This window comes from Thioalkalivibrio sp. ALMg13-2, from assembly GCF_000381185.1.
Lineage (GTDB): Bacteria > Pseudomonadota > Gammaproteobacteria > Ectothiorhodospirales > Ectothiorhodospiraceae > Thioalkalivibrio > Thioalkalivibrio versutus.
In genome coordinates this window covers 8,358-30,975 of sequence record NZ_KB906125.1, presented here as the reverse complement: position 1 = coordinate 30,975, position 22,618 = coordinate 8,358, and the positions used below count along the sequence as shown (strand labels likewise).

The 22,618-nt window shown below is 63.3% G+C and carries 14 protein-coding genes and 2 pseudogenes; 7 read left to right on the top strand and 9 right to left on the bottom strand.

Annotated elements, in window-relative coordinates; all coding sequences use genetic code 11:
- The 6 genes and pseudogenes from F618_RS14940 to F618_RS0112815 all read left to right on the top strand — a co-directional run.
- Positions 1-246: pseudogene (locus tag F618_RS14940) on the top strand (transposase); the annotation flags it as partial.
- Positions 247-403: 157 nt separating this feature from the next.
- Positions 404-583, top strand: coding sequence for a CsbD family protein (locus F618_RS0112835; RefSeq protein WP_019568802.1), 180 nt, complete (start codon positions 404-406; stop codon positions 581-583).
- A complete protein-coding gene (locus tag F618_RS0112830; RefSeq protein WP_026331234.1) occupies positions 580-987 on the top strand; it encodes a PRC-barrel domain-containing protein in 408 nt (135 codons plus the stop codon). Before F618_RS0112835 ends, F618_RS0112830 begins: the two co-directional genes overlap by 4 nt.
- Positions 988-1,142: 155 nt before the next feature.
- The gene (locus tag F618_RS0112825; RefSeq protein ID WP_019568800.1) at positions 1,143-1,376 is read left to right on the top strand and encodes a DUF3185 family protein; all 234 of its coding nucleotides are present in this window, start codon (positions 1,143-1,145) and stop codon (positions 1,374-1,376) included.
- 15 nt (positions 1,377-1,391) lie between these two features.
- Positions 1,392-2,573, top strand: coding sequence for an AI-2E family transporter (locus F618_RS0112820; protein WP_019568799.1), 1,182 nt, complete (start codon positions 1,392-1,394; stop codon positions 2,571-2,573).
- Positions 2,570-3,019 carry a hypothetical protein gene (locus tag F618_RS0112815; protein WP_018167967.1) on the top strand — a complete coding sequence of 150 codons (450 nt, stop codon included), beginning with the start codon at positions 2,570-2,572 and terminating at the stop codon, positions 3,017-3,019. The genes F618_RS0112820 and F618_RS0112815 overlap by 4 nt, the downstream gene beginning before the upstream one ends.
- Positions 3,020-3,026: 7 nt before the next feature.
- Here F618_RS0112815 and F618_RS0112810 read toward each other — a convergent pair whose 3' ends face one another.
- Both F618_RS0112810 and F618_RS0112805 read right to left on the bottom strand, forming a co-directional pair.
- Entirely contained in the window at positions 3,027-3,260 is a 234-nt protein-coding gene (locus F618_RS0112810) for a hypothetical protein (protein ID WP_018146292.1), read from the bottom strand.
- A gap of 41 nt (positions 3,261-3,301) precedes the next feature.
- On the bottom strand, positions 3,302-3,586 hold the full coding sequence (locus tag F618_RS0112805) for a YqjD family protein (protein ID WP_019568798.1): 285 nt from the start codon (positions 3,584-3,586) through the stop codon (positions 3,302-3,304).
- Between the two features lie 375 nt (positions 3,587-3,961).
- Between F618_RS0112805 and F618_RS16240 the strand changes: the two are divergent.
- Positions 3,962-4,295, top strand: a pseudogene (locus F618_RS16240) (blue light sensor protein); the annotation flags it as partial.
- Positions 4,296-4,340: 45 nt separating this feature from the next.
- Here the strand turns inward: F618_RS16240 and F618_RS0112795 are convergent.
- The 7 genes from F618_RS0112795 to F618_RS0112765 form a co-directional block, all read right to left on the bottom strand.
- Complete coding sequence (locus F618_RS0112795) at positions 4,341-6,023, bottom strand: diguanylate cyclase (protein WP_019568797.1); 1,683 nt, start codon at positions 6,021-6,023, stop codon at positions 4,341-4,343.
- Positions 6,020-6,403, bottom strand: a complete 384-nt coding sequence (locus F618_RS0112790) for a response regulator (protein ID WP_018650426.1) — start codon at positions 6,401-6,403, stop codon at positions 6,020-6,022. The genes F618_RS0112795 and F618_RS0112790 overlap by 4 nt, the downstream gene beginning before the upstream one ends.
- 58 nt (positions 6,404-6,461) lie before the next feature.
- Positions 6,462-9,671 (bottom strand): PAS domain S-box protein, encoded by a 3,210-nt coding sequence (locus F618_RS0112785; protein WP_019568796.1) that lies wholly within the window; start codon positions 9,669-9,671, stop codon positions 6,462-6,464.
- Positions 9,672-9,691: 20 nt separating this feature from the next.
- Complete coding sequence (locus tag F618_RS0112780; RefSeq protein ID WP_081620909.1) at positions 9,692-13,030, bottom strand: PAS domain S-box protein; 3,339 nt, start codon at positions 13,028-13,030, stop codon at positions 9,692-9,694.
- 136 nt (positions 13,031-13,166) lie between these two features.
- A complete protein-coding gene (locus F618_RS0112775) occupies positions 13,167-14,237 on the bottom strand; it encodes an HD-GYP domain-containing protein (protein WP_019568794.1) in 1,071 nt (356 codons plus the stop codon).
- Positions 14,234-17,281, bottom strand: coding sequence for a PAS domain S-box protein (locus F618_RS0112770; protein WP_019568793.1), 3,048 nt, complete (start codon positions 17,279-17,281; stop codon positions 14,234-14,236). The genes F618_RS0112775 and F618_RS0112770 overlap by 4 nt, the downstream gene beginning before the upstream one ends.
- Positions 17,278-22,455 (bottom strand): PAS domain S-box protein, encoded by a 5,178-nt coding sequence (locus tag F618_RS0112765; protein ID WP_019568792.1) that lies wholly within the window; start codon positions 22,453-22,455, stop codon positions 17,278-17,280. Before F618_RS0112765 ends, F618_RS0112770 begins: the two co-directional genes overlap by 4 nt.
- Positions 22,456-22,618: the final 163 nt, after the last annotated feature.

The following is a 22,618-nucleotide window of genomic DNA, read 5'->3' as shown; positions in this document are numbered from 1 at the left end:
GGCGTGGAACTGAGCTTCATCCAGCCGGGCAAACCGATGCAGAACGGCTTCATCGAACGGTTCAACGGCAGCTACCGCCGCGGGGTCCTGGACCTCTCCGTCTTCCGAACGCTGACCGAAGTCCGGGAACACACCGAGCAGTGGCTGCAGGACTACAACGAAACCATCCCTCACGACTCGCTGGGGGACCTGACGCCGGTCGAATACCGGCAGTTACACACCCCGGAAACCTCCAGTTTTCAATGGACCGAATTTACGGGAAGGCGACACAGGGCCTCTGTATATGTTGGGCAGCGCACAGACCCACCCCCGGGCTTGCCCTAGTTTGGAAGCTTCAAGCTGCCTCTACTGACCGCGAGGAAGCGGCCGACAACGAGCGCTACCACCACCTGGAGATCATCTGATGAACAAGGATCAAAGCAAAGGTCATGGGAAAGAAGCCAAAGGGAAGCTAAAAGAAGTTGCTGGCAAGGCGACCGGCGACAAGAGCACCGAGGTCAAGGGTAAGGCCGAAAAGCATGCCGGCAAGGCTCAAGCCAAGTACGGGGACCTCAAGAGCGACGCCCAGAAGAAAACCGAATGATCGGCTCTGCACCCGGCTCGGAAAGTGGCCAAGAAACCTCCAACGACACACATGTCGGACCCACGCTAGTGAGCGCCAGCACCATAACCGGTGACGAGGTCTGCAACCTGCGGGAAGAGAAGCTCGGCAAGATCCTGGACGTGATGCTTGACATCAGCGAGGGCGAAATACGGTACGCGGTCCTGGCCTCAGGCGGTTTTCTAGGCATGGGTGATCGTTTATTCGCGATCCCGTGGAAGGCCTTGAAGCACGACAAGGAGCACAAGCGATTTTTGCTTGACGCCGATCCCGAGTGGTTAAAGAACGCACCAGGGTTTCCCAAGGATGAATGGCCCAACATGGCCGACGCAACCTGGCATTCAACTGTGGATTCCTACTACGCCAGGGATGACGCTGCGGGGTGATCGCGCGAAGTACCGGTGGAACCTTGTGGCCGGCTTAACCGTGTAGGCGCCCCCATGCATGGTGGTCACTATTGACGGTTGCGGTTTCCAACATCGCGACTTTTCCCGCACGCCATCATTGAATAACGACCCCTCATCCATTAGGACGATTAACCATGGCGACTAATGAAACTCTGGCACTGAACAAGATCCTGGCAGTTGTTTTGATTGTTGTGGGCCTGATCCTGCTGTTCTTTGCGTATCGCTCCTCCCAAAGTCTCGGCGACCAGGTGACCGAGGCCGTTACCGGCCGTTTCACGGACTCCACCATTTGGTTTCTGGTCCTGGGCGCGGCTTCCGCAGCGGCCGGTGTCGGGTTGTTCTTCTTCGGCAAATCGTCAAGGACCTGAGCCAGGCCCCCCACAATGCCCCACGACACGGAGGAATCCCTCGATGAAGGGGGCGGGAGGGCTGCTCAGGACCGCGCCGGGTTACGCCCGCATAAACGACTGTTCAACGCCGCCGAGCTTCGCTTGTTCCGCTATACGGCGGTCTTGCTGGCCCTGGTGGCGTTGACCGCGCTGATCGCGATTGTTGCGTGGTCTCTAGGCTGGATACTGAGCACGTTCTACAACCTCCTCCTGTCGCTCTCGATCGCAGGCATCCTGGCGCTGGTGCTCCATCCAGTGGTGAATTTTCTCGAGACCCGGCTTCGCTTGCCCAGATGGCTGGCCATCATGCTGCTGATGGCGATCTTCTTTCTTGGGGTCGGCGCCCTGTTGTTCTTTCTTGTCCCCACCCTGACCGCCCAGATCGTTCAGCTGTTAACCGCCTTGCCCGAGACCCTGGCGCGCTGGGAGGATCATTTTTCTTTTTACTTTCCAGAAATTAGCGCCATGATTTCGGAACGCCTGGAAGCCGGCAATGGGGAGGAGTCCGAGTCTTCTCTGGAAGTCACCGGAAAGACCGTTATCTCCTATTTGGGGATATTGGCGGGTATCAGCTTCGTTCCGCTGTTTCTCTTCTTCGCGCTGCTCTCGGGTGACTCGCTGCGGGGAAAGGCATCGGAACTGTTATCCATATTCCAAGGGCGCACTCAGCAGAAAATTCTCTATTTCATGGATGTTTTCGTGGGATACATCACCGCCTTCTTCCAGGGCCAACTGATGATCGCCATGATCATGGGTGCCCTGTATGCGCTCAGCTTTACGCTGATCGGCCTGCAATACGGCGTGCTTGCCGGGCTCGTGCTGGGACTGCTGAATATCGTCCCCTTCCTGGGAACCCTGATCGGACTGTTGGTGATTCTGCCCCTGGCCTACCTTCAGCCGGATGGCGGCATTGAGCTATTGATGCTGACCGTACTGGCGTTCGCAGTGATACAACTGATCGAAAGCTGGTTGCTGACGCCGAAGATCATGTCCAACCGCTCTGGCCTGCACCCCGCACTTGTCATCATTTCCCTGTTCTTCTGGGGCACAGCCCTGAACGGGATTATCGGGATGGTACTCGCGATTCCTTTGACGGCGTTCTTTGTGGCCATCTGGGGTGAAATCAAGTCCAGCCTGAAACACGCGCTGAGTAGCCGGGAGGACGCACGACCATGAAGGAAACAGATCCCAGTCAGGACGAGGATGGCGGTCACGACCGCAGCCAGGACATCACGCAAATCCTGAAGACCCTGGCGGCGGACATCGCTCGCCTTCTTGCGGTAGAGGCGCGGCTGTTCGGACACACGGTGCTGATGATGATCGGGCTCACCGTGATGATTGCGCTTCTGTTGGTGGGCGGCTGGCTGTTTGCCGGGGCGAGTCTGGTGGTCGCCCTGGCCAGCCTGCAGGCCTTCAGCCTGACGGGCGCGCTGCTGACGGTAACGCTGGCACATCTGGTGCTGGCGGCGCTGGCCTTCTGGCGACTCCGGCACATCACCCGGGACCTCACGTTCCGTGAAAGCCGGGCGAGCGTTAACAGCTTGCTCGTCCAGGCGAGATCGCTCGTTGACGCTGCAGAGCAGCAACCCCCGGAAGCAGAACCGCAGCGCCCCGAGAAATAGGTCGCGGTCAGCGAAGCGGCGAGCCGATCAGACTGGATGCAATCCGCCAGGCTTTCATCTGGCCCGCCAGGATTCCATAGGTATATTTGATGCCGGGCATATCCAGGCGACCGGCCAACAGGCCACACCCAAAGGCAATAGCCAGCACAGCAGGCCGGCGGGCCAGGGCCCGTGCCCGGTGCAGCAAGCGGTCGATCCGCCAGCGAACAAGGCCGGCACCGTGATCAATTCGGCCGCGCAAATGCGCGGCCTCCTGCCTTAACTGGTGGCCACGGAACACGATCAACGGCGCCGTAAAGCAGCCACCAAGGTCCCCGCCGCGAATGCGAGACCCAGGGAAAGCAAAGGATTTTCCCGCACGAAGCCACTAACCGATTGCAGGGCCTCTTCGGATTGCTCCTTGACCTTCGCCCCGGCCTCCTTGGCTTTCTCCTCCGCGCTCGCCGCCCCATGGCGGATCCGTTCTTCGGCCTTGCCGGCGCCCTTGGCGGCCTGGTCTACAGTCTCGTGAGCGCGCTCCGAGATGCGATCGGTGGTGGCGTGTTCGCTACTGCCTGGTGTATTCATGGCTATTTCCCGTTGCTGTGGTGGGATAAAGGTGGATGCCGATCAGCATCCACCGACAAGCAACGGAAAGTTTCTCGGAAATGGCTCCACCCGTCTGCGCGGTAGCGAACAAAGGCACAAAAGCTACCACCCTCACGGACCGGCACACTCAGCCGCCTAGGTGTGATCTCTCAATAGGTTGTCCACGGGGCGACTCCGAAGGATGCTGAGTTTGCCGACTTAGCCATTCCAAGGAGGACGCCCCGTGGACAACCTATTGAGAGATCACACCTAGCCATGTGGGCATCGGAATATAGACTTTGATGACATGCCTACGAGGAAGACGCGACGCCCAGCTGCACCATTTGGACGTGTATTGACCGCCACTAGGGGGGCCGGGTGCTGCCTGAGCAGTCACTGGTGGGCCTGGGATCCGGCGAGTGGTCGATGAAATAGTCGCTGCAGCCATGGACGTTCGCTGGCTTCTGCAACGCTTCGGCTAGCGCCCGGTTGGATCCCTTCGCCTTCGACGACGACTTCATCGACGCGATGCTGGACCTGCTGCGCCACAGGCGAGATACCGCCTATTCCGAACCCGAATGAGCGAGTGTGCCCCCCGGAAGACGCCGCCCGCGGCACCAATCAACGGCTGTTCGGCGTTGGGCGGGTCCCAGCCGCGAACGTGATCCGGGTGATCGGGGCTGCGGCTCACCGATTGCTAACGGGGTAGGGTTCAAATGCAGCACGTCGTGCAAGTCGCCACATCGCACCCTGTTTAGTCCGTGACCTCGCGCGTGTGAGCCGGGACCCCCTGCTGGACCTGATTACGACCACCGCGCTTGGCCTTGTAGAGCGCCTCGTCGGCGGCGACCAGCAGTTCGGGGCCATCCTGGTCTGGGTAGTCGGCCGAACACACCATGCCGATGGAGATGGTGCAACCGAAGCGCTCGCCCTTGCGGCCGAAATCCAGTGACGCAAAGTTCCGGCGGATATCCTCCAGCACCCGCCGGGCATGCTCCGCTTCGCATTCCGGCAGCACCGCGACGAACTCTTCTCCGCCGTAGCGGCCGATGATATCGGACTGACGCAGGCGCTGACGCAGCAAGGTTGCGATCGAGCTGATCACCACGTCCCCTACGGCGTGCCCGTATGTGTCATTAACCACCTTGAAGTGGTCAATATCGAGCATCGCCAGCGTGACCGGCCGACCGATCCGGCGGGCGCGCAGCACCTCCCGGTTGGCGGCCTCCTTGATACTGGCGTGCTTGAGCAACCCGGTCAGGCTGTCCTTGTTGATCCGCTCCTCCAGCTGGCGAGCCCGCGCGACCCGCGCACGCGCGGCCGCCACCAGCTGCAGGTCGGAGATCGGCTTGGTCAGAAAGTCGTCCGCGCCCCGGCCCATGGCGTCGATCTGGCGCTCGATATCGGTTTCCGCGGACAAATAGACAATCGGCAGATGGGTGTAGGCCTCGTGCTGGCGGATCACCCCCGCCAAGTCGGTGCCCGCGTATTCGGGCATGTACAGATCCATCAGCACCAGTTCCGGCCGGAACGCGGCGATCGTCTCCATGATCTCGCGCGGCGCGTCCAGCACCCAGGCCTCCATCCCGGCCGCGGTCAGTACCAGCCGCATATGCTCGGCAAGATCGGCATCATCGTCCACGATCAGCACTCGCTGCGCCGGCGCGTGGCGCTCCTGGAAGATTTGCGAGATGCGGCTTACCAGGCGGGGTACATCCAACGGTTTCAGGAAATACCCCTGCGCGCCCAGTTGTACCGCGCGCACACGCGACGGGAAGTCATCATTCGCGGAGAGGAAGATCAGCGGGCAATCCAGCGCCTGGACCTGCGGACAGTCCACCAGTCGCTCGGTCGCGTTTTCGCGCCCCTGTTCCAGCATTACGTCAACGAGCAACAAATCCGGCTGCCGGGATTCCATCGCCCCCTTGAGCTCATCGATGCTCCGGAACACGCGAACCTCGTAGTTGAAGGACTCGAGCTGTTGCTGCAGTTGCCGGCACAGCTCCGCGTTGTCCTCTACCAACCAGACTTCGAGCGTATTGTCCGAGGTTGTCCGGGCTTCCGGAGCCACCCGGAAAGCCGGGCGCTCCGGGCGTTCGGGCACAGTACGAGAGAGAGCCTCGATCTCGTCCATCAGAGACCGGCGCGTCGGCGCATCCAGCGACAACTCCTTCGCCTCCAGCCAGGCTCCGATCCGCTGCTCCAGAGAGCGCGCCGCGATACTCAGCGACGCGCACCCAAAACTGCCGCCGGATCCGGCCAGCTTGTGCAGACGCTGCTGCAGCTCATCGAGCACGTCGCGATCCTGTTCCTGGCCGGACAGTCTGCCCTGGAGCGCGCTCAATTCGGCGAACTCGTCCGGGAGCCGCTCCAGATACCGGGATCGCAGTTCTTCCAGCCGTGTGGTCAGGGCCTGCTCGGCATCGGTCGGCGTCATGCGGCCCCCTGCCAGATACGCCGTACCTGATCCGAGAGCGCCATGGGATCGAAAGGCTTGGCAATCACGTCACGGGCCCCCAGCGACTTGTAGTGCTCGATCTCGGAGGGCTGAACCTTGGCCGTCATGAAGGCCACCGGCACTTCGGCCAGCGCCGGAATCCCGCGCAGCGCCTCTAGGGTCGACGGTCCGTCCATACCCGGCATCATCACATCCAGCAGGATCAGGTCGGGCGCGAAGGCCTCCGCATCGCGCACCGCCTCCTCGCCCGAGGCGCAGATCTTGACGGTAAAGCCGCCGACCGTCTCCAGGGCCAGTTCGGCGACCGCCTGAATATCCGGTTCGTCTTCGACATAGAGAATGCGTTGCAGCTCGGCCACGTTCGGCTCCTTCGGGTTGGATGGCTCTAGTGCTGTGCGCGTCTCGGCCCGCGCGCAGCTACCGTCCTGCGGTTAATGCAAAGGACCCCGAGTCCAGGGCAAGGGGCAGTTCGAACCAGAAGGTGGCCCCCGCGCCTTCTACCGAGTCGAACCCTATGCGCCCACCCATATGTTCCACCAGTTCCCGGGTGATCGCCAGGCCCAGACCCGTGCCACCCTTCTGCCGCGTGTCAGAGGCATCGGCCTGTGCGAATTTCTCGAAGATGTGCTCGCGAAAGTCTTCGGGAACCCCTGGACCATCATCCGCGACGCTCACCCGGACGCAGGCGTCCGGCGCGGACAGGGCCTGCGCTGAGACCCGAACCGAGCCGCCGGGGACCGAGAACTTCACGGCGTTCGACAGCAGATTGCCCATCACCTGCATCAGGCGCCGGCCGTCGGCCCGAACATCGATCTCGGGCACGCCGCTCTCGAGCACCAGTTCCACCTGGTGTTGGTCGCCATAGCTCTGATAGCTTTCCAGTGCCTGATCAAGCAGGGACTTCAGGGGTTGCGGCCGCATCTCGAAGTGCAGCTTGCCCGCCGCGATCTTCTCCATATCCAGCAGGTCGTTGATCAACAGCGTCAGACGCTCACTGTTGCGCTGGGCAATCGCAACCATTTCCCCCGCCTTTTCTGGCAATTCGCCGAGGGCCCCACTGGCCACCATGCCAAGGGACCCCGAAATCGACGTGAGTGGCGTCCGGAGTTCGTGGCTGACGGTGGAGACGAATTCGTTCTTCATGCGTTCCACCCGCTTGCGCTCGGTGATGTCGCGCGCCATCCCCACGTAAAGCGGCTGGCCATGCTGGGTGATCTCCGATAGCGCGAGCTCCATGGGGAACAGACTGCCATCCTTGCGCTGGCCCTCCACCTCGCGGCCAATGCCGATGATGCGTGCCACTCCGGTTCTCTGGTAGTTGCGCAGGTAACTGTCATGAGCCTCGCGGTGAGGACTGGGCATGAGCATGCGGACGTTGCGGCCCAGTACTTCGTCGGCCCCATAACCGAAGATGCGCTTCGCGGCGGGGTTGAATGACTGCATGATCCCGTTCACATCAATGGTGATGATGCCGTCCACCATGTTGTCGAGAATGGCCTGTGTGTGCTGGGCGTGTTCCACTACCGCCGTTTCGGCCGCCTTGCGCTCGGTGATGTCTTCATTGATGCCGATCACCCGTTCTGCGCGCCCTCCCGGGCCGGATATGGCCTGGGCTATGGCGCGAATATGACGAATCTGGCCATCACCCCGACGAATGCGGAATTCGGACTCATAGGGGGTTTCAGGGTGGGCCAGTCCATGCTCGAAGTCCGCCGTAGCCTGCTCCTGGGATTCCGGCAACAGGTTGCAGGTCCATTCTTCCACCGCATGTCCGAAATCCTGTTCTCCCAAACCGTAGATCCGGAACATCCCTGCATCCCAGTCAAGCCGACCATTGGCCAGATCCAGATCCCATACGCCCAGTTGTGCCGCCTCGGCAGCCAGTGTCAGCTGCTGGGCGGTATCCCGGAAGCGCTGTTCGCTCTCGCGCAGGGCTTGTTCAGCGGCCTTGCGCTCGGTGATATCCTCGGCGATACCCAGGTAGCCGGTGATATTTCCCTTTTGGTCGGTCTTGGGTGTCACCGTCAGGGAGACGGGGATGCGCACACCGTCCTTGCACACAAAAGTCCATTCCCTCGTTTCCGCACCGTCGCGATCCGCTACCTCGGTAAAGGCCCGGAAGCCCTCGACAGGCCGTCCATAGGCGGCGCTCAGTTCGGCCGAGCGTGTTGCAATCTCCTCGGAGAGATGGAACAGGGCGGGTGATTGCTTGCCGACCAGGTCGTCGGCGGCATATCCCGTCATCTTCTCTGCACCCGGGTTGAACAGGGTGATCAGACCATCGCGGTCGGTCACCACAATGGCGAATTCCGACGCGGCCGCCAGAACCGCCTGCAACTGATCGGCGGTCTGCGCAAGCTGTGCGGTACGCGCTTGCACCTCGGACTCGAGTTCGCTTCGCGCCTGCGCCTGCTGGCGGAAACTGGCCACCAACTGCCGCGACATCTCCCGCAGGGTTTCGGCCAGGCCGTCGTATTCGAGAATCCGACTTTCCGGCAGTACCGGCGAACGCCCCGCGGCAATGTCCGAACTCAGTCCTGCACTGACCGCATCCAGCTTGTGCAATGGACGGCTGATGGCATAACTCAAGGCGGCCGAGAACAGGATGGCCAGGGCCACGATTATCGTCAGCAGAGCAAACAGCTCGACGCGCTGCTGCTCCAGCGCCCGGACCACCGGCGCCGCCGGCATCTCCGCATACACCTGCGCGACATCCGGCACTGGGCCCACCGGCGCGTCAACGAAGTAGGAACCCTGTCCCCAGCGACCCACGGCCGACATCGAACCGCCCGGCAACCAGATCGAAAGCTCCCGATCCCGGGGCTCCACCTGGCCGTCCGACGCCTCCAGCACGCTGCGGACGTCGCCCCGACTGGCCAGCACCCGACCTTCCGGGGACACAATCGCAAGCCCCAGGTCCTCGCGCGTCTGCACCCGCCCCAGATGGTAGTCATAGCGGACCCGTCCCTCGCGGTAATCGGTTGCGAGCCGCTCGGACAGATTCTCGGCGCGTTCCTGCAGGCGCTCGACCATGAAGGCCTCGTGCCCGTCGCGCTGCTGATAGCCCTCGTGCAGGATAGGGACCAGGCCCGCCAGCAGGGTGACCGGCAGCATCGCGTGGAACAACAGACTCGCGAGCGACGGCCTGCCCAGCCGGGAGGCCTGCGCGCCGCGACCCGACAACCGCCACAGCATCACCAGCAAGCTGGCGATCAGTGTGTTGAACAGCGCATTCACCGCCTGCTTCAGGGCGATCATGGTGGTGGGTTCCCAGTCCATCCCGATCAGGCCGCGATAGGACAGCAATACCAGTGGAACGCCGATCACCAGCCAGTACAGCAGGTCCGCCACAACCACATTGTGCAGCCAGCGCCGGTAAACGAGGCCCACCACCAACGCCTCGATCACAAACACCACCATCGGATACGGAACGCCCCACAGGACCAGGGTGTAGAGCCCCCCGGCGATCGCGACAATCACCGCTGGCAGCGTCCCCAGCAGCAGCACCGCTAGCATCACAGCGATCGAACCGAAGATGAAGTCCAGACCGAACAGCAGCGGCAGATGGAAGTAATTGCCGGCCACCGCCAGCAGGGCCAGCGCCAACGTCGCAAGCCCACGGCCCACCGGCTCTGACCACAAAGGCCTCATCCGCGGGCCTCATCAAGGTGGCATCCCAGCTCGAACCAGAAGGTCGCCCCCTCGTCAGGGACGGAGTCGAACCCGACCTCGCCGTCCATGCGCTCCACCAGTTCCCGGGTAATCGCGAGCCCCAGACCACTGCCGCCCTTCTGGCGGCTGTCGGAGGAATCGGCCTGGGAAAACTTCTGGAAGATGCGTTCGCGGAACGCCTCCGGAATCCCCGGGCCGTGATCGCTCACCGAGACACGCACCCGCTCCCCGTCCCGATCCACCGCCAGCCTCACCTCGCTGCCCTCCGGCGAGAACTTGGCCGCATTGGAGAGGAGATTGGCCAGTACCTGCTGCAGACGGTCGGCGTCCACCACCACCCGGGCCCCATCGTCCTCCGCGTCCAGCACCAGGCGCACCTGGTAACGCTCGGCATATCCCTGGTTGTCGCGCACGCCTTGCTCCAGCAACGGGAACAGCGGCTGCTCGCGCCTCTCGAAGCGCATCTTGCCGGCCACCAGCTTTTCCATGTCCAGCAGATCGTTGATCAGCAGTTCCAGGCGCTTGCTGTTCTTGTGAGCGATCTCCAGCATCGCCTGCATCCGCTCCGGCAACGCCCCTGCCGCTCCACCCGTCACAAGGCCCAGGGAACCGGAGATCGAGGTGAGCGGCGTGCGCAACTCATGGCTGACCGTGGAGATGAACTCGTTTTTCATGCGCTCGATGCGCTTGCGCTCCGAGATATCCTCGATGATCGACCAGATCAGTTTGCGCCCGGTGTTGTCGTGGACCACCATCCCGTTGAGGACCACCGGATAGCGGCTGCCATCCTTGCGGATGTATTCCTTTTCGAACGGGCCGTAACGACCGGTCGCCTCCATGCGCTCCAATTGCTGGCGCTCCATTGGCTCGTACTCCCGCGGGGTGACGTCCCAGTAGCTCAGGGCAATAAATTCCTCGCGGGTATAACCGGTCGGGTGCAACAGGGCTTGGTTGAGGTCCACGAAGGCCCCGGTCGCGTAATCGTTCAGGGCAATGCCGACCGGCGATAGCTCGAACAACCCGCGCAGACGGGTCTCGCTGAGTCTCAGCGCGCGCGCCGCCGCGTCGCGTTCGATCGCCGAACCGATCCAGCGCGCCAGCAGACGCACGAACATGCGCTCGCCATCACTGAACCCAACCGGACGCGGCTGCACCGACGAGAAATTCAGGGTGCCATAGCGTTCACCCTGCACCTCCACAATCACGCCAATGTAGGCCTCCAGCCCGAATTGCTCGTAACACGGATGCCCACGATGCCCGGAGGCCGCCATGTGGTCGATGGCCACCAGTTCCCCTTTTGCGAAGATCAGGTCGCAATAGGTCCTGCTCCGGGAAAAGTGCTGTCCAGGCTCCAGAGCGGTACCGGGAGGTGCGACACAGGCGTGCACCTCGTAATCGTCACCCCGGATGCGGCTGACGATACCCAGTTCCAGCCCAAGGAAATCCGTTCCCAGCTGCAATGCCCGCTCGAGCTGTTCGCCGAGCCCCAGCGTGGTCATCGACGCGATGTCGTTGAGGGCCGCAAAGGCCTCCAGCTGGCGCTGGCGCTGCTCGCGGTTTTCCCGATCCCGGGTCACATCCAGGATGAAGCCATCGAGATAACACACCCGCCCCGCGTCGTCGCGAACCGCCGAGCCGCGCTCCTGGGCCCAGCGGATACCGCCGTCACGATGCCGGATCCGGTATTCGACGACCCAGTCGGTCCCGGCCCGCAGCGCCTGGTCGACCGCCCCCTTCACCCGTGCCAGGTCGTCGCCATGGATCACGCTGGCGTAGCTACGAACAGCGTTGTCGATGAACTCACTCGCGGGATAGCCTGACAGCGGGTCCACCTGGTCGCTCATGTAGAGCATGGTCCAGTCGTCGTCCGGCAGGCAGCGATAGGTAATGCCGGGGATATTGTCGACCAGCGAGCGAAACTGTTGCTCGCTTTCGCGAATGCGCTCCGCGTCCTCCTTTTCTCGGGTCACATCGGACTCGATCGCCATGAAGCCCTGCAACCTGCCGTGCTCGTCGCGCAACGGATTGCCCTGGATGCGAACCCAGTACGGTCGGTTATCCCGATGGTAGTTCAGCATGTCGACCTGAAAGGGATCGCCCCGCGCCACTGCCGCCCCGATCCGCGCCGCTACCTGCGGATCCGTCCCCTCGCCCTGCAGCAGCTTGCCCGGCTTGCGCCCGCGCAGTTCGTCCAGGGTGTAACCGCTCAGCCGCGTAAAACCGTCATTGACCCATTCGACCCGGCCCTCGGCATCGGTGATGATCACGCCATTGGTGGCCTCGCTGGCCACCCGCGACAGCCGCGCCAGCTCTTCCTGGTCGGCGCGGTGCCGGCGCCGGATGCGGGCCGCATCGGTCAACTGCCCCAGCGTGACCAGCAGCGGCTGCAGAAACGCCACCAGGCTCTGGTCGTAGCCACCGGGGCGGTTGGCAATCCCCAGCATGGCGACCCGCTCGCCGCCATGCTCGATCGGGATGCCGAGAAAGGCCTCGAGCGGTGGATGTCCCTCGGGCAGCCCCCCGCTGCGCCGGTCGCGGGCGGGGTCGTTGGCGATCACCGGCCCGCCGCTGGTGAGGGCTGCACCGAACAGGGTCTCCAGGTTGTGGAACTCCATCCCCCGGGGCGCATTGGCCGCGTAGAAGGCCCGGGTCGCATCATCCCAGGCGATATTGCTGATGGCATAGGTTTTGAGATAAGGAAGCCCTTCCGGGTGGTACAGCACTTCCCCGATAAAGCCGTATTCGCTGTGGGTCAGCTCGAGGATGTCCGCAAGCAGTCCGTCGAAGGCCTGCCTGCGGTCCTCGTCGGTATCACGAATGAACTCCGACTGGGCACGGGTGATGGCCTCGCCGAGCCGCCGCAGGCCTTCCAGGGCATCGCTTAGCGCCTGCTGTTCAGTGGAGTCGATTTCCGCCTCGACCGCATCGGCGAGGTCACGCAGGGATCGGCGCTCGTCCTCGCTCAACTGCCGCGGCTGGCCGTCAATCAGGCAAAGGGTGCCCACGCGGTAACCATCAGAGGTGACAAGCGGCGCGCCGGCATAGAACCGGATCTGCGGCTCCCCGGTAACCAGCGGGTTGTCGGCAAACCGGGAGTCCGCGCGCGCGTCGCGGATTTCGAGGATATCGTCCCCGAGAATCGCGTGACCGCAAAAGGAGATGTCACGCCCGGTCTCCGGGGCCTCGAGCCCCTGCCGGGACTTGAACCACTGCCGGTCCTCGTCGACCAGCGAAACCAACGCGATCGACACCCCGAACATCCGCCTGGCCAGACGCGTGAGTCGATCAAACCGCTCCTCGTCCGGGGTATCCAGCAGCCCTCGTGCCCGCAGGGCTCGAAGCCGTTCCGGTTCATTCGCGAGACGGGGAGGCGGTTTCACGCGGTATCCCCTCCCGACGAGCCGGGGACCGCCCCAGGCGTGCGTTGCGCGGCCCCATCCCGCGGCGGCATCAGCGAGACTCCCCCGGATCCGCAAAACGCTGACGGATTGCCTCGACCTCGGGCAGCACGTCGAGGAACGCGTCCACCAGCACGGGATCGAAGTGCTTCCCGCGGTTCGCGCGGATCATGTCGACCGCCGCCTCCACCGTCCAGGCCTCCTTGTACGGGCGCTCCGAAGTCAGCGCATCGAACACGTCCGCCAGGGCGGCAATCCGTCCGGACTGGGGAATGGCTTCGCCGGCAAGCCCATTGGGATACCCGCTACCATCCCATTTTTCGTGATGGGCCAGGGCGATTTCACGGGCCATACGCAGGAGATCGCTGTCATCGCCCTCCAGAAGACTAGCGCCGATGGTAGCGTGGGTCTTCATGATCTCCCATTCGTGGGGTTCGAACCGCCCCGGTTTGAGCAGGACGGCGTCGGGGATGCCGATCTTGCCGATGTCGTGCATCGGGCTCGCATTCAGGATCAGATCGCACTGCGCCTCGTCCCAGCCGATCTCCCGCGCCAGCAGGGCACAGGTATGGCACATGCGGAGGATGTGGTAACCGGTTTCCTCGTCGCGATATTCCGCCGCCCGGCCCAGCCGCTGTACCACCTGCAGCCGGGTGGAATACAGCTCGTGGGTACGCTGCGCCACCAGCCGGTCCAGCGCATCTTTCTGGTCATGGACCAGCCGGTGCGCCAGCTGTGCGTCGAGTAGATTGTGCACCCGCATCAGCAGTTCGTTGCGGTCGAACGGCTTGGTGATGTAGTCACGCGCCCCGGCGCTCAACGCCCGCAGCAGGAAGTCCTGAGCGTGCTGCGCGGTGAGGATGACGATGGGCGGCAGCAGAAGATCATCCAGCGCCTTGAGCTGTTCCATCACCTGGTAGCCGTCCAGGTGCGGCATATTGATGTCCAGCAGGATGAGGTCCGGACGCGCTGTCTGGTAATGGGTCAGGACCTCGCGCGGATCGTCGATCAGCACAAGAGCCTCGTACCCCTGGCTGCGCAGCATCTTGTCCAACAATTTGAGATTGGCGGGCTCGTCGTCGACTACAAGGATCCGGGCGAGCGCGTGCGGTCCGTTACTCATGATGTTCTCTTGGGTGAGGCAAGGTGCGTGTCGATGGCAATATACAAATCCCGCACGTTGATCGGTTTGACAAGGTAATCCTGAAACCCCGCGGCCATGCCACGCTCGATATCGCGCTTCATGGCGTTGGCACTGACAGCGATCACCGGGATGGCACGGGTGACCGGGTCGGCCCGCATGCGTTGCAGGGCCTCGAAGCCGTCCATGCCCGGCAGGTTGAGATCCAGCAGGATCAGGTCCGGGCGCTCCTGTCCGGCCAGGACCAAACCATCCTCCGCATTTTCCACAGAAAGCAGTTCGATATCGGCGCGCCTGTCGAGGATCTTCTGCACCAGACGCAGGTTGGCCGGGTTGTCTTCGATATACAGGATGGTTTGCGATTTGCCCTGGGTCGCAGGGTCGGGTTTGCTCGTCGACGCAGGTGTGTCGTGATCCATGTCTGCTCTGTCATCGCTGAGCGGCAGTTCGAACCAGAAGGTGCTGCCCTCGCCGGGCACGCTGTCCACGCCGATGCTGCCCTGCATGCCCTCGACCAGTTGTTTCGCCAGGGCCAGACCAATGCCGGTGCCCTCGATGCCTTCATAGGCCGACTCCAGACGCTCGAAGGGCCGGAACAGGCGTGCCTGCTGTTCGGTGCTCAGGCCGTGGCCCGTGTCGCGCACACTCACCCGCACCCGCCCGTCCGTCGCCGGTTCGCACCCGACGTCGATCTGGCCCCCATCGCGATTGTACTTGACGGCATTGGAAAGCAGATTGAGAAGCACCTGACGCAGGCGCAGAGGGTCGGCCAGCACCGTGCTAGGCTCATGCGCCTGCAGCGTCAACGGGATGTCACGCTCCCTAGCGCGCATCTCGATCTGGGCCACGGCATGCTCAAGGACCGGAACCAGGGCCACCGGTTCGGGGGCGATCTCCAGCTGCCCGGCCTCGATACGGGCCAGGTCCAGCACCTCGTTGACCAGCCCCAGCAGGTGCTCCCCGGCATGATGGATCTCGCGGACATTGTCGGCCTGCTGCGTACTCAGAGGCGCGCCCCCCGGAAGCTGCAGCACCTGCGTAAAGCCGAGGATGGCATTGAGAGGCGTGCGCAGTTCGTGGCTCATGCGCGACAGGAATTCGTTCTTCGCGGCGTTGGCGCGCTCGAGGTCCGCCGTGCGTTCGAGCACCCGCGCCTCCAGCGTCTCGTTCAGATCCTGAATGCGCTGCGCTTCGATCCGGCGCTGACTCACATCTCGGAAAACACCGACCATGAGCGAGCGGCCTGACACAGTGACCCAGCTGGCCGATATATCGGCGTAAAACACCGAACCATCGCGACGCAAAACGGGGACATCCCGGGCCACTGCCTGGTGCCCACTGGCCAGCTCGCTGAACTGCTCCAGCACCCAGGACAGGTCGTCTGGTGGATAAATGTCCCGGACCGACAGCTGGGCGATCTCTGCCTGCGCATACCCCAGCATATTGGCAAAGCTCAAATTGGCACTCACAAGACTTGTGGATTCGGTATCGGCGTACGCAATCCCGTCGGTGGAAAGCTCGAACAACTGGCGGTAACGCGATTCACTCTCGGCCAGGGCGGCCTCGGCACGCTTGAGCTCGGTAAGGTCGGTGATCACGTTCGCAATGACTTCCGCCTCTCCCGCCTCGCCGGGGAGAGCGAACACACTGTTGAGGGTCGGAATGTAACGCCCATCCAGGGCTTTTAGCGCGAGTTCGCCGGTCCATTGGCCGCTGGTCGCGACCGTCGGCAGAACCGTGGCTTCAAGAAACGCAAAAACCTCGTTATCGTAAAACGACTGAACGCGGTAACCATCGGAGGGGTCCGCATCCTCCGGCATCGCCAGCAGATTCCGGAAAGCCCTGTTGAAATACAGCACGGTTCCATCGGGGTCTGCCCATCCCACCGCCTCCGGTGCCCCTTCCACCAGCGCCTGCATGCGGCGGCGAGCATCCTCGGCCCGATGACGTTCGTCATCATTACGGACAAGGCCTTCCAGGTACAACAGTTCACCGCGGGCATCGAAATGACCACGGCCCTCTTCGTAACACCAGCGAACGCGACCCGCGCGATCGAGCATGCGGTATTGCAAACGGAACTCGACGCGCTGCGCCAGCGCGGCCTGGACCTCGTTCCACACGCACTCCTGATCATCGGGATAAATCTGGTCAGCAAAATGGCGTGCGCCGCGCTGGAAGTCAGCCGCCGGGTATCCGGTCAGGTTCTCCCCGCCCTCGGACATAAAGGTCACGGTCCAGTCGCGATCATTGCGGCAGCGGTACACGAACCCGTCGAGATTGTCCGTCACCCGGCGCAGGGTGGTGGCGGCAAGGGTATCGCCTTGCCGGTTGAGGATCACAAAACCCGCCGCAAGCAACACCGCAAGCGCAGCATGCACCAGTTGTACCGGCCATCCGCTGGCGGCAAGGAAATCCGCCGTCGTGGGCAGCCACTCTGCCAGCAGCCGCCCGGAAGCCGGGGACGGCAACAGGGTCAGGGCGGCGTAGCCCAGCATGGCGAGGGCTGCGATGCGCAACCAGCGGATGCGCGCGAACGTATCCTGCGCACGGGTCGTGCCCCCCGCCAGGGAGAGCAGCCCGATGCCGGCCAGGGCCGCCGCCGGTGCCCCAAGCAGGTAGCGTGTGCCCAGTTCCAGCCCGGCAGCGGCCGCGGGGGCCACCCACATGACAGCGCCGATACCCAGACCGGTCACGGCAAAGAGGGGCAGCGCGGCCAGTCGGCGCCCCCCGGGCCGCTCGTTCCACAGACGCCGACCGAACTCCAGCAGGGCGGCAAAGGAGCTGACCATCAGAACGGCACTCAGCACCGCAAGCCCGGGGGCGGGATCCCGCAGGCGTTCACCGTCGATGAACCCCTGCAGCCCGTGCAGCACACCAAAGGCGGCCAGCCACCCAAGATGGGGTGCCAGCCCGGAGCCGCGCTCCCGGCGCATGCCGTGCAGCGCGGCAATGCCCAGAACAAAGAACGCCAGCGCGTAGACCTGGAAGATCAGCCCTAGAGAGGTCTCGCCCCACCCGGGCGTCATGTCGTACTTTTCGCGAGGTGGCGCTGCACCGTGTCCAGAAACTGTCCGACATTGAGCGGCTTGGTCAGATAGTCCGCAAAACCCGCCGCCATACCGCGTTCGATGTCACGCGGCATGGCATTGGCGGTGACCGCCACCACCGGGGTTCGCTCCAGCTCAGCCTCGGCCCGGAGCACCTCCAGTACCTGGTAGCCATCCATGCCCGGCAGGTTGATGTCCAGCAGGATCAGATCCGGTCGATGCTCCCGAACCAGATCAATACCCAGCCACGGGGTATGGGCAGTGAGCAGGCGGACCTCCGGCAACTGCCCAACTAGCTGCTCCACCAGCCTCAGGTTCGCGGGGGTATCCTCGATGTACAGCACGGTCCGGCTCTGCTCATCGGAGAGCCCGCAGTCCTCGGGAGACGCCTCCCGGGGCAATGCAGGCTCCTCGCCGCAGAGCGGGCTCCCCTTCGCCTCCGCCAGCGGCAGCTCGATCCAGAAGGTACTGCCCACTTCCGGCTCGCTCTCCACCCCTACCGTGCCACGCATCAGTTCCACCATACGCCGGGTGAGCGTCAGGCCGATGCCAGTGCCCTCGATCCCGCTGTTCTCGGCATCCAGACGGTTGAAGGGGACGAACAGATCTTCCAGCTTGTCTTCCGGGATGCCGTTGCCGGTGTCGGCAACCCGGATCCGGAGCCGGTCGGAGCCCTCACGGTGCGTGTCGACCTTCACGTGACCGCCGTCGCGGTTGTACTTGACCGCATTGGAGACCAGGTTAAGAAGTGCTTGTTTCAATCGGGTCAGGTCCGCCCGCACCATGACACCCTCGGTCCCCTCGTGGTGAAGATGGATATGGCGCTGGTCGGCCGCCGTACCCACAAGCGAGAGACATTCCTGAACGACCGGATCGACTTCCACTGGCTCCAGCGACATATCGATTCTGCCGGCTTCGATCTTGGCCAGATCCAGTATTTCGTTGATCAGTTCCAGCAGATGCTTGCCAGCCCGAAGGATCTCGCTGACATTCTCCTGTGGTTCCTCGCCAAGGCTGTCGTCGTATTCCAGTAACTGGCCGAACCCGAGGATCGCATTCATCGGCGTCCGCAGCTCGTGGCTCATGCTCGAGAGGAACTCGGACTTGGCCTGATTGGCGCGATCGGCTTCCTCCCGCGCAGCGATCAAGGCCTCTTCGGCCTGCTTGCGCTCGCTGATGTCACGGAGCAACCCGACGAAGTACTGCTGCCCGGCAATCGCAATTTCGCTGACCGAGACCTCCAGCGGGAATTCGGCCCCATCGGCCTTCTGCCCGGTCACCTCGACGAGTCGATTGATGATGTGCGCTTCACCGCTGGCCCGATACCGCTGCAGGTAGCCGTCGTGTTCCGAACGCACCGGTTCTGGCATGAGCATGGATACGTTGTGCCCCACCAAGTCTTGCTGGTCGTACCCAAAGATGGTCCGAACTGCGGGACTGGCCAGTTGAATAACACCTGCCGTGTCGATCACCAGCACGCCATCCAGAACGGAATTGACCACATGCTTGAAGATCTGCAGGGTCTCCTCGGCGGACTTGCGCGCGTCAATGTCGCTGTGGATGCCGATCAGGCGGGCCGGATTACCCCGGGCATCGCGTTCCACCACCGTGCCCCGGCACAGCACCCATTTGTAGCTGCCGTCCTTGCAGCGCAGCCGCAACTCCGCGCTGTATCGATCGCTGCGACCCTCGAGGTAGTCGTTGAGCCGTTGGAGCACCCGCTCCAGGTCATCGGGATGAACCGTGGTTTTCCAGGCCTCGATACGGGGCTCCATCTCGCCAGTCTCGTAGCCCAGCATGGGCTCGTAATAGCCCGACAACAGCAGGCGGCCTGTTGCGACGTCCCAGTCCCAGACGCCATCGCCGGCCCCCTCCACGGCGAAGGCGAAACGCTGTTCGCTCTCGCGCACGCGCTGTTCGGCCTCGACCCGATCGGTCACGTCCTGCACTGTCCCCGTCAGGCGAATCAGGTGGCCATCGGCGTCCGTTTCCGCCTGCGCGAGTTCGTGGACGTGGCGAATGCTGCCGTCGGGCCGGACGATGCGGTGCACGATATCGTGGCGGCCGGTCCTTTCGGCTTCCAGCACATCGTCGCGAACCCGCTGGAGGTCATCCGGATGAACGGCTGCATGAAACACCTCGATGCTCGGGATAATACCGCCGGGTTCATGGCCGAAGATACGGTAGATCTCGTCGGACCAGAACAACTCGCCGCTGACCAGATCGGCCCGCCAGTTTCCGAGCGATGCCAGGGCCTGTGCCTCCAGGAGTAGCCGCTCGCGCTCCGCCAGGGCCGTTTCGGCACGCTTGCGGCCATCGATGTCCTGGACCACCCCGAGCATGCGCAACGGCTTGCCACCGGCGTCGCGCACCACGGCACCGCGCTCCAGGAGCCAGCGCACAGTGCCGTCTGGCCACACCACGCGATGCTCGATGTCGTAGGGCACGTCGTCCGCCACACAGGCGTTTACCGCGGCACTCACCGCGTCGCGGTCGTCCGGATGGATGGCGGCAAGAAAATTGTCGTAGGAGGTCTCAAGCTCGCCTTCGGAATAGCCAAACAACGGCGGGATGCGCTCGGTCCAGTACAACTCGTCCGTAACCATGTTCCATTCCCAGGTGCCGACATTGGCGAACAGCTGCCCCCGGCGCAGGCGCTCCTTCGCGGTCTCCGCCGCCTCCTCGGCCAATTTCCGCTCGGTTATATTGGCGTGACTCACCACGACGCCACCACCATCGTGCGTCAATGGCAGCACCGTCATTTCGTACCACTGAGCCCGGGTGGGCGAATGGCAGGGATACTCGAGCCGAAAATGGGGCAAGCACCCTTCGATGACGCCCTCGACCCCTCTGGCCACGTCACTGGCCTTCGGCTCCGTGGTGTCCTCGGCCTGCCGACAGATATCAAGGTAGTTGGTACCGACGTCGTCACGGCGATCCGCGTCAGCTGCCTCGGGTGCGTTCTCCGCTGCATAGCGCCGCCAGGGTTCGTTGACCGCGACGATCACGCCCTCCCGGTCCAGCACGGCGATGTGTGCGGATACCGAATCCAGAACATCCTGGGTGAAACGCTGCTGCTCCCGGATCTCCCGATCGACCGCGGCACGAAGCAGTGCGCTGCCCACCAGTCCGGCGAGCAAACTCAGCAGATCTTGGCTCATCGATTCCAGATGGGTGCCAACCCGATGATGGAAGCAGATGGATCCCAGGCTCTTCCCACCGCGCCGGATCGGAAACCCCGAAAAGGACCGGATGCCCATGGACTCGAACATGGCCTTCTCCGCCGCCGCATCGGGCGGCAGTGCGGCCACGTCGGAAACAATCACCGGCTCGTCGCGCTGGAGATGATCCCGCCACCAGGGAACCGCCGTCAGCGGGATGTCCTGCAGATCCTCCTTCTTGCGGTCCACACCGAGAGCGCACCATTCGTGGCTGCTGCTCATGCGCGCACCATCTTCCGAGAACTGGAACAAATAGGCGCAGTCGGCTCCCAGGTGACTGCCGATCCCGGACAGGGTCTGATCGATGGCTGCATCCAGCGATCCTGCGCCAGCCGCCAGCAAGTTCCCCGCGGCCTCGCCGACCACAGTGCGCATGGCATTCTGCGCGCGCTGCGCGGTTTCGGCCGCCTTGACGTGCGTGATGTCGGTACGGATCGAGACGTACTGGTAGGGCAGCCCGTGTTTGTCCAGAAACGGGGTAATGGTCGATTCCACCCAGTAAGACGAACCATCCTTCGCCCGGTTGCAGATCTCGCCATGCCAGACCTGTCCCGACGAGATCGTCTCCCACATGGCCTCATAGAACGCCGGCGGGTGCTCCTGCGACTTGAGCATGCGGTGGTCCTGGCCCATCAGTTCTGCGCGCTCGTAGCCACTGATCTCGCAGAACTTGTCGTTGGCATAGATGATGTTGCCCGCGACATCCGCGATACTCACGATGGCGTGCTGATCCAGGGCAAGGTGTTCGCGTTCCCGTTCGTACGACAAGTCCTGCTGTCGACGTTGCACCGATGCGCTCTGGCGAACCCTCCGCGCCCGGGCGGTGACGGCGGCAACCAGATGTTCAGCCTGAATCGGTTTGACCAGGAAATCGTCGCCGCCAAGGCCAAGGGCCGCTATTTGCTTGTCCTTGTCCGTCTCCGCAGACAGGAACAGGATCGGAAGCGTCAGAGAACCATCGCGCTCGCGCAGGATGGCAGCCACCTCGGGGCCGCTGACATCGGGCATATAGACATCCAGCACCACCACGTCCGGTCGGAAGTCATCCAGGACATCGAGGGCATCGCGCGGCTGTGTCAGCGCCTGCACGGTCATGCCGGCGGCCCGCAGCACGGCCGCCTCGGCCTCCAGCAGCAAGGGATCGTCGTCGGCCAGCAGCACCCGATAGGGTTCCACGGGAACACGGGCGGTGAGGATATCCAGCACGTCGACGAGCACCCGCGGGTCCAGCGGCTTGTGGAGGTAACGGCTGGCCCCGGCCCGGTAGGCGGCCAGACGTGCGTCCAGATCGTCCCGCACCGAGGCGAACACCACCGGCGGACAATGTTCCTGCTTCGCCTGGAGTTCCGCCAGCAGCTCGGCCCCGTCGTTGTCGCCCTCGGGGAAGACCATGTCCAGCACGACCGCGGCGGGCAAGTCGTCTTCTGCGAACGCCGTGCGAAAGTCCTCCAGAATGGTAAAGACCTTGACCTGATAGCCATCATCGCGAAGGACCCGAGCCAGATACTCGGCCTGTTCGAGGTCATCCTCGACCAAATGGACGACCGGCGTGCGGCTCGGGTTTGTGGGGGGTACAAACGAGTCCGGGCCGTGGGAGACACCATGACCCTGGCTGTGCGCGAGATCCCCGAGGCGCACGAGCTCGGAGCCAATGGCCGCCCACGCCTCATGCCCTGGCGGGGTGCCCGCCTCCACAATGTTCTTGATACGGGTCGCCAGTTCTCGCGAAGCGGCCGACATCGCGGCCAGGCCGAAGGTACCGGTACTGCCGGTCAGGCTATGGAGCTGATGGAGCAGGCTCTCCGCCAGGGAGGGCTCCCAGTCGGACGGGTCGAGCTTCTGGTACTGGCTGCGAAGGTTCTCCAGCTTGTCGGGAAGCGCTTCGGCAAACCGACGCTGCAGCTCATCCAGGGAACCGGACCACCCAGACATGTCAGGCAGGCCCGTTGAAAGTTATCAATTTCATGGGACTTCCCGGCATGTTGTATGAATCTTTTACCTGACGACCATCCGCTATCAGAAACCTAGCCGGGCGGTATGCAAGGAACGAATTCCCTTTCCAATAAAGCGGTAATGCACCCGGGCTAAACAGTAC

Coding starts and splice junctions, on each gene's coding strand:
- F618_RS0112835 (WP_019568802.1), top strand. CDS start 404: ATGAACAAGGATCAAAGCAAAGGTCATGGGAAAGAAGCCAAAGGGAAG.
- F618_RS0112830 (WP_026331234.1), top strand. CDS start 580: ATGATCGGCTCTGCACCCGGCTCGGAAAGTGGCCAAGAAACCTCCAAC.
- F618_RS0112825 (WP_019568800.1), top strand. CDS start 1,143: ATGGCGACTAATGAAACTCTGGCACTGAACAAGATCCTGGCAGTTGTT.
- F618_RS0112820 (WP_019568799.1), top strand. CDS start 1,392: ATGCCCCACGACACGGAGGAATCCCTCGATGAAGGGGGCGGGAGGGCT.
- F618_RS0112815 (WP_018167967.1), top strand. CDS start 2,570: ATGAAGGAAACAGATCCCAGTCAGGACGAGGATGGCGGTCACGACCGC.
- F618_RS0112805 (WP_019568798.1), bottom strand. CDS start 3,586: ATGAATACACCAGGCAGTAGCGAACACGCCACCACCGATCGCATCTCG.
- F618_RS0112795 (WP_019568797.1), bottom strand. CDS start 6,023: ATGACGCCGACCGATGCCGAGCAGGCCCTGACCACACGGCTGGAAGAA.
- F618_RS0112775 (WP_019568794.1), bottom strand. CDS start 14,237: ATGAGTAACGGACCGCACGCGCTCGCCCGGATCCTTGTAGTCGACGAC.
- F618_RS0112770 (WP_019568793.1), bottom strand. CDS start 17,281: ATGACGCCCGGGTGGGGCGAGACCTCTCTAGGGCTGATCTTCCAGGTC.
- F618_RS0112765 (WP_019568792.1), bottom strand. CDS start 22,455: ATGTCTGGGTGGTCCGGTTCCCTGGATGAGCTGCAGCGTCGGTTTGCC.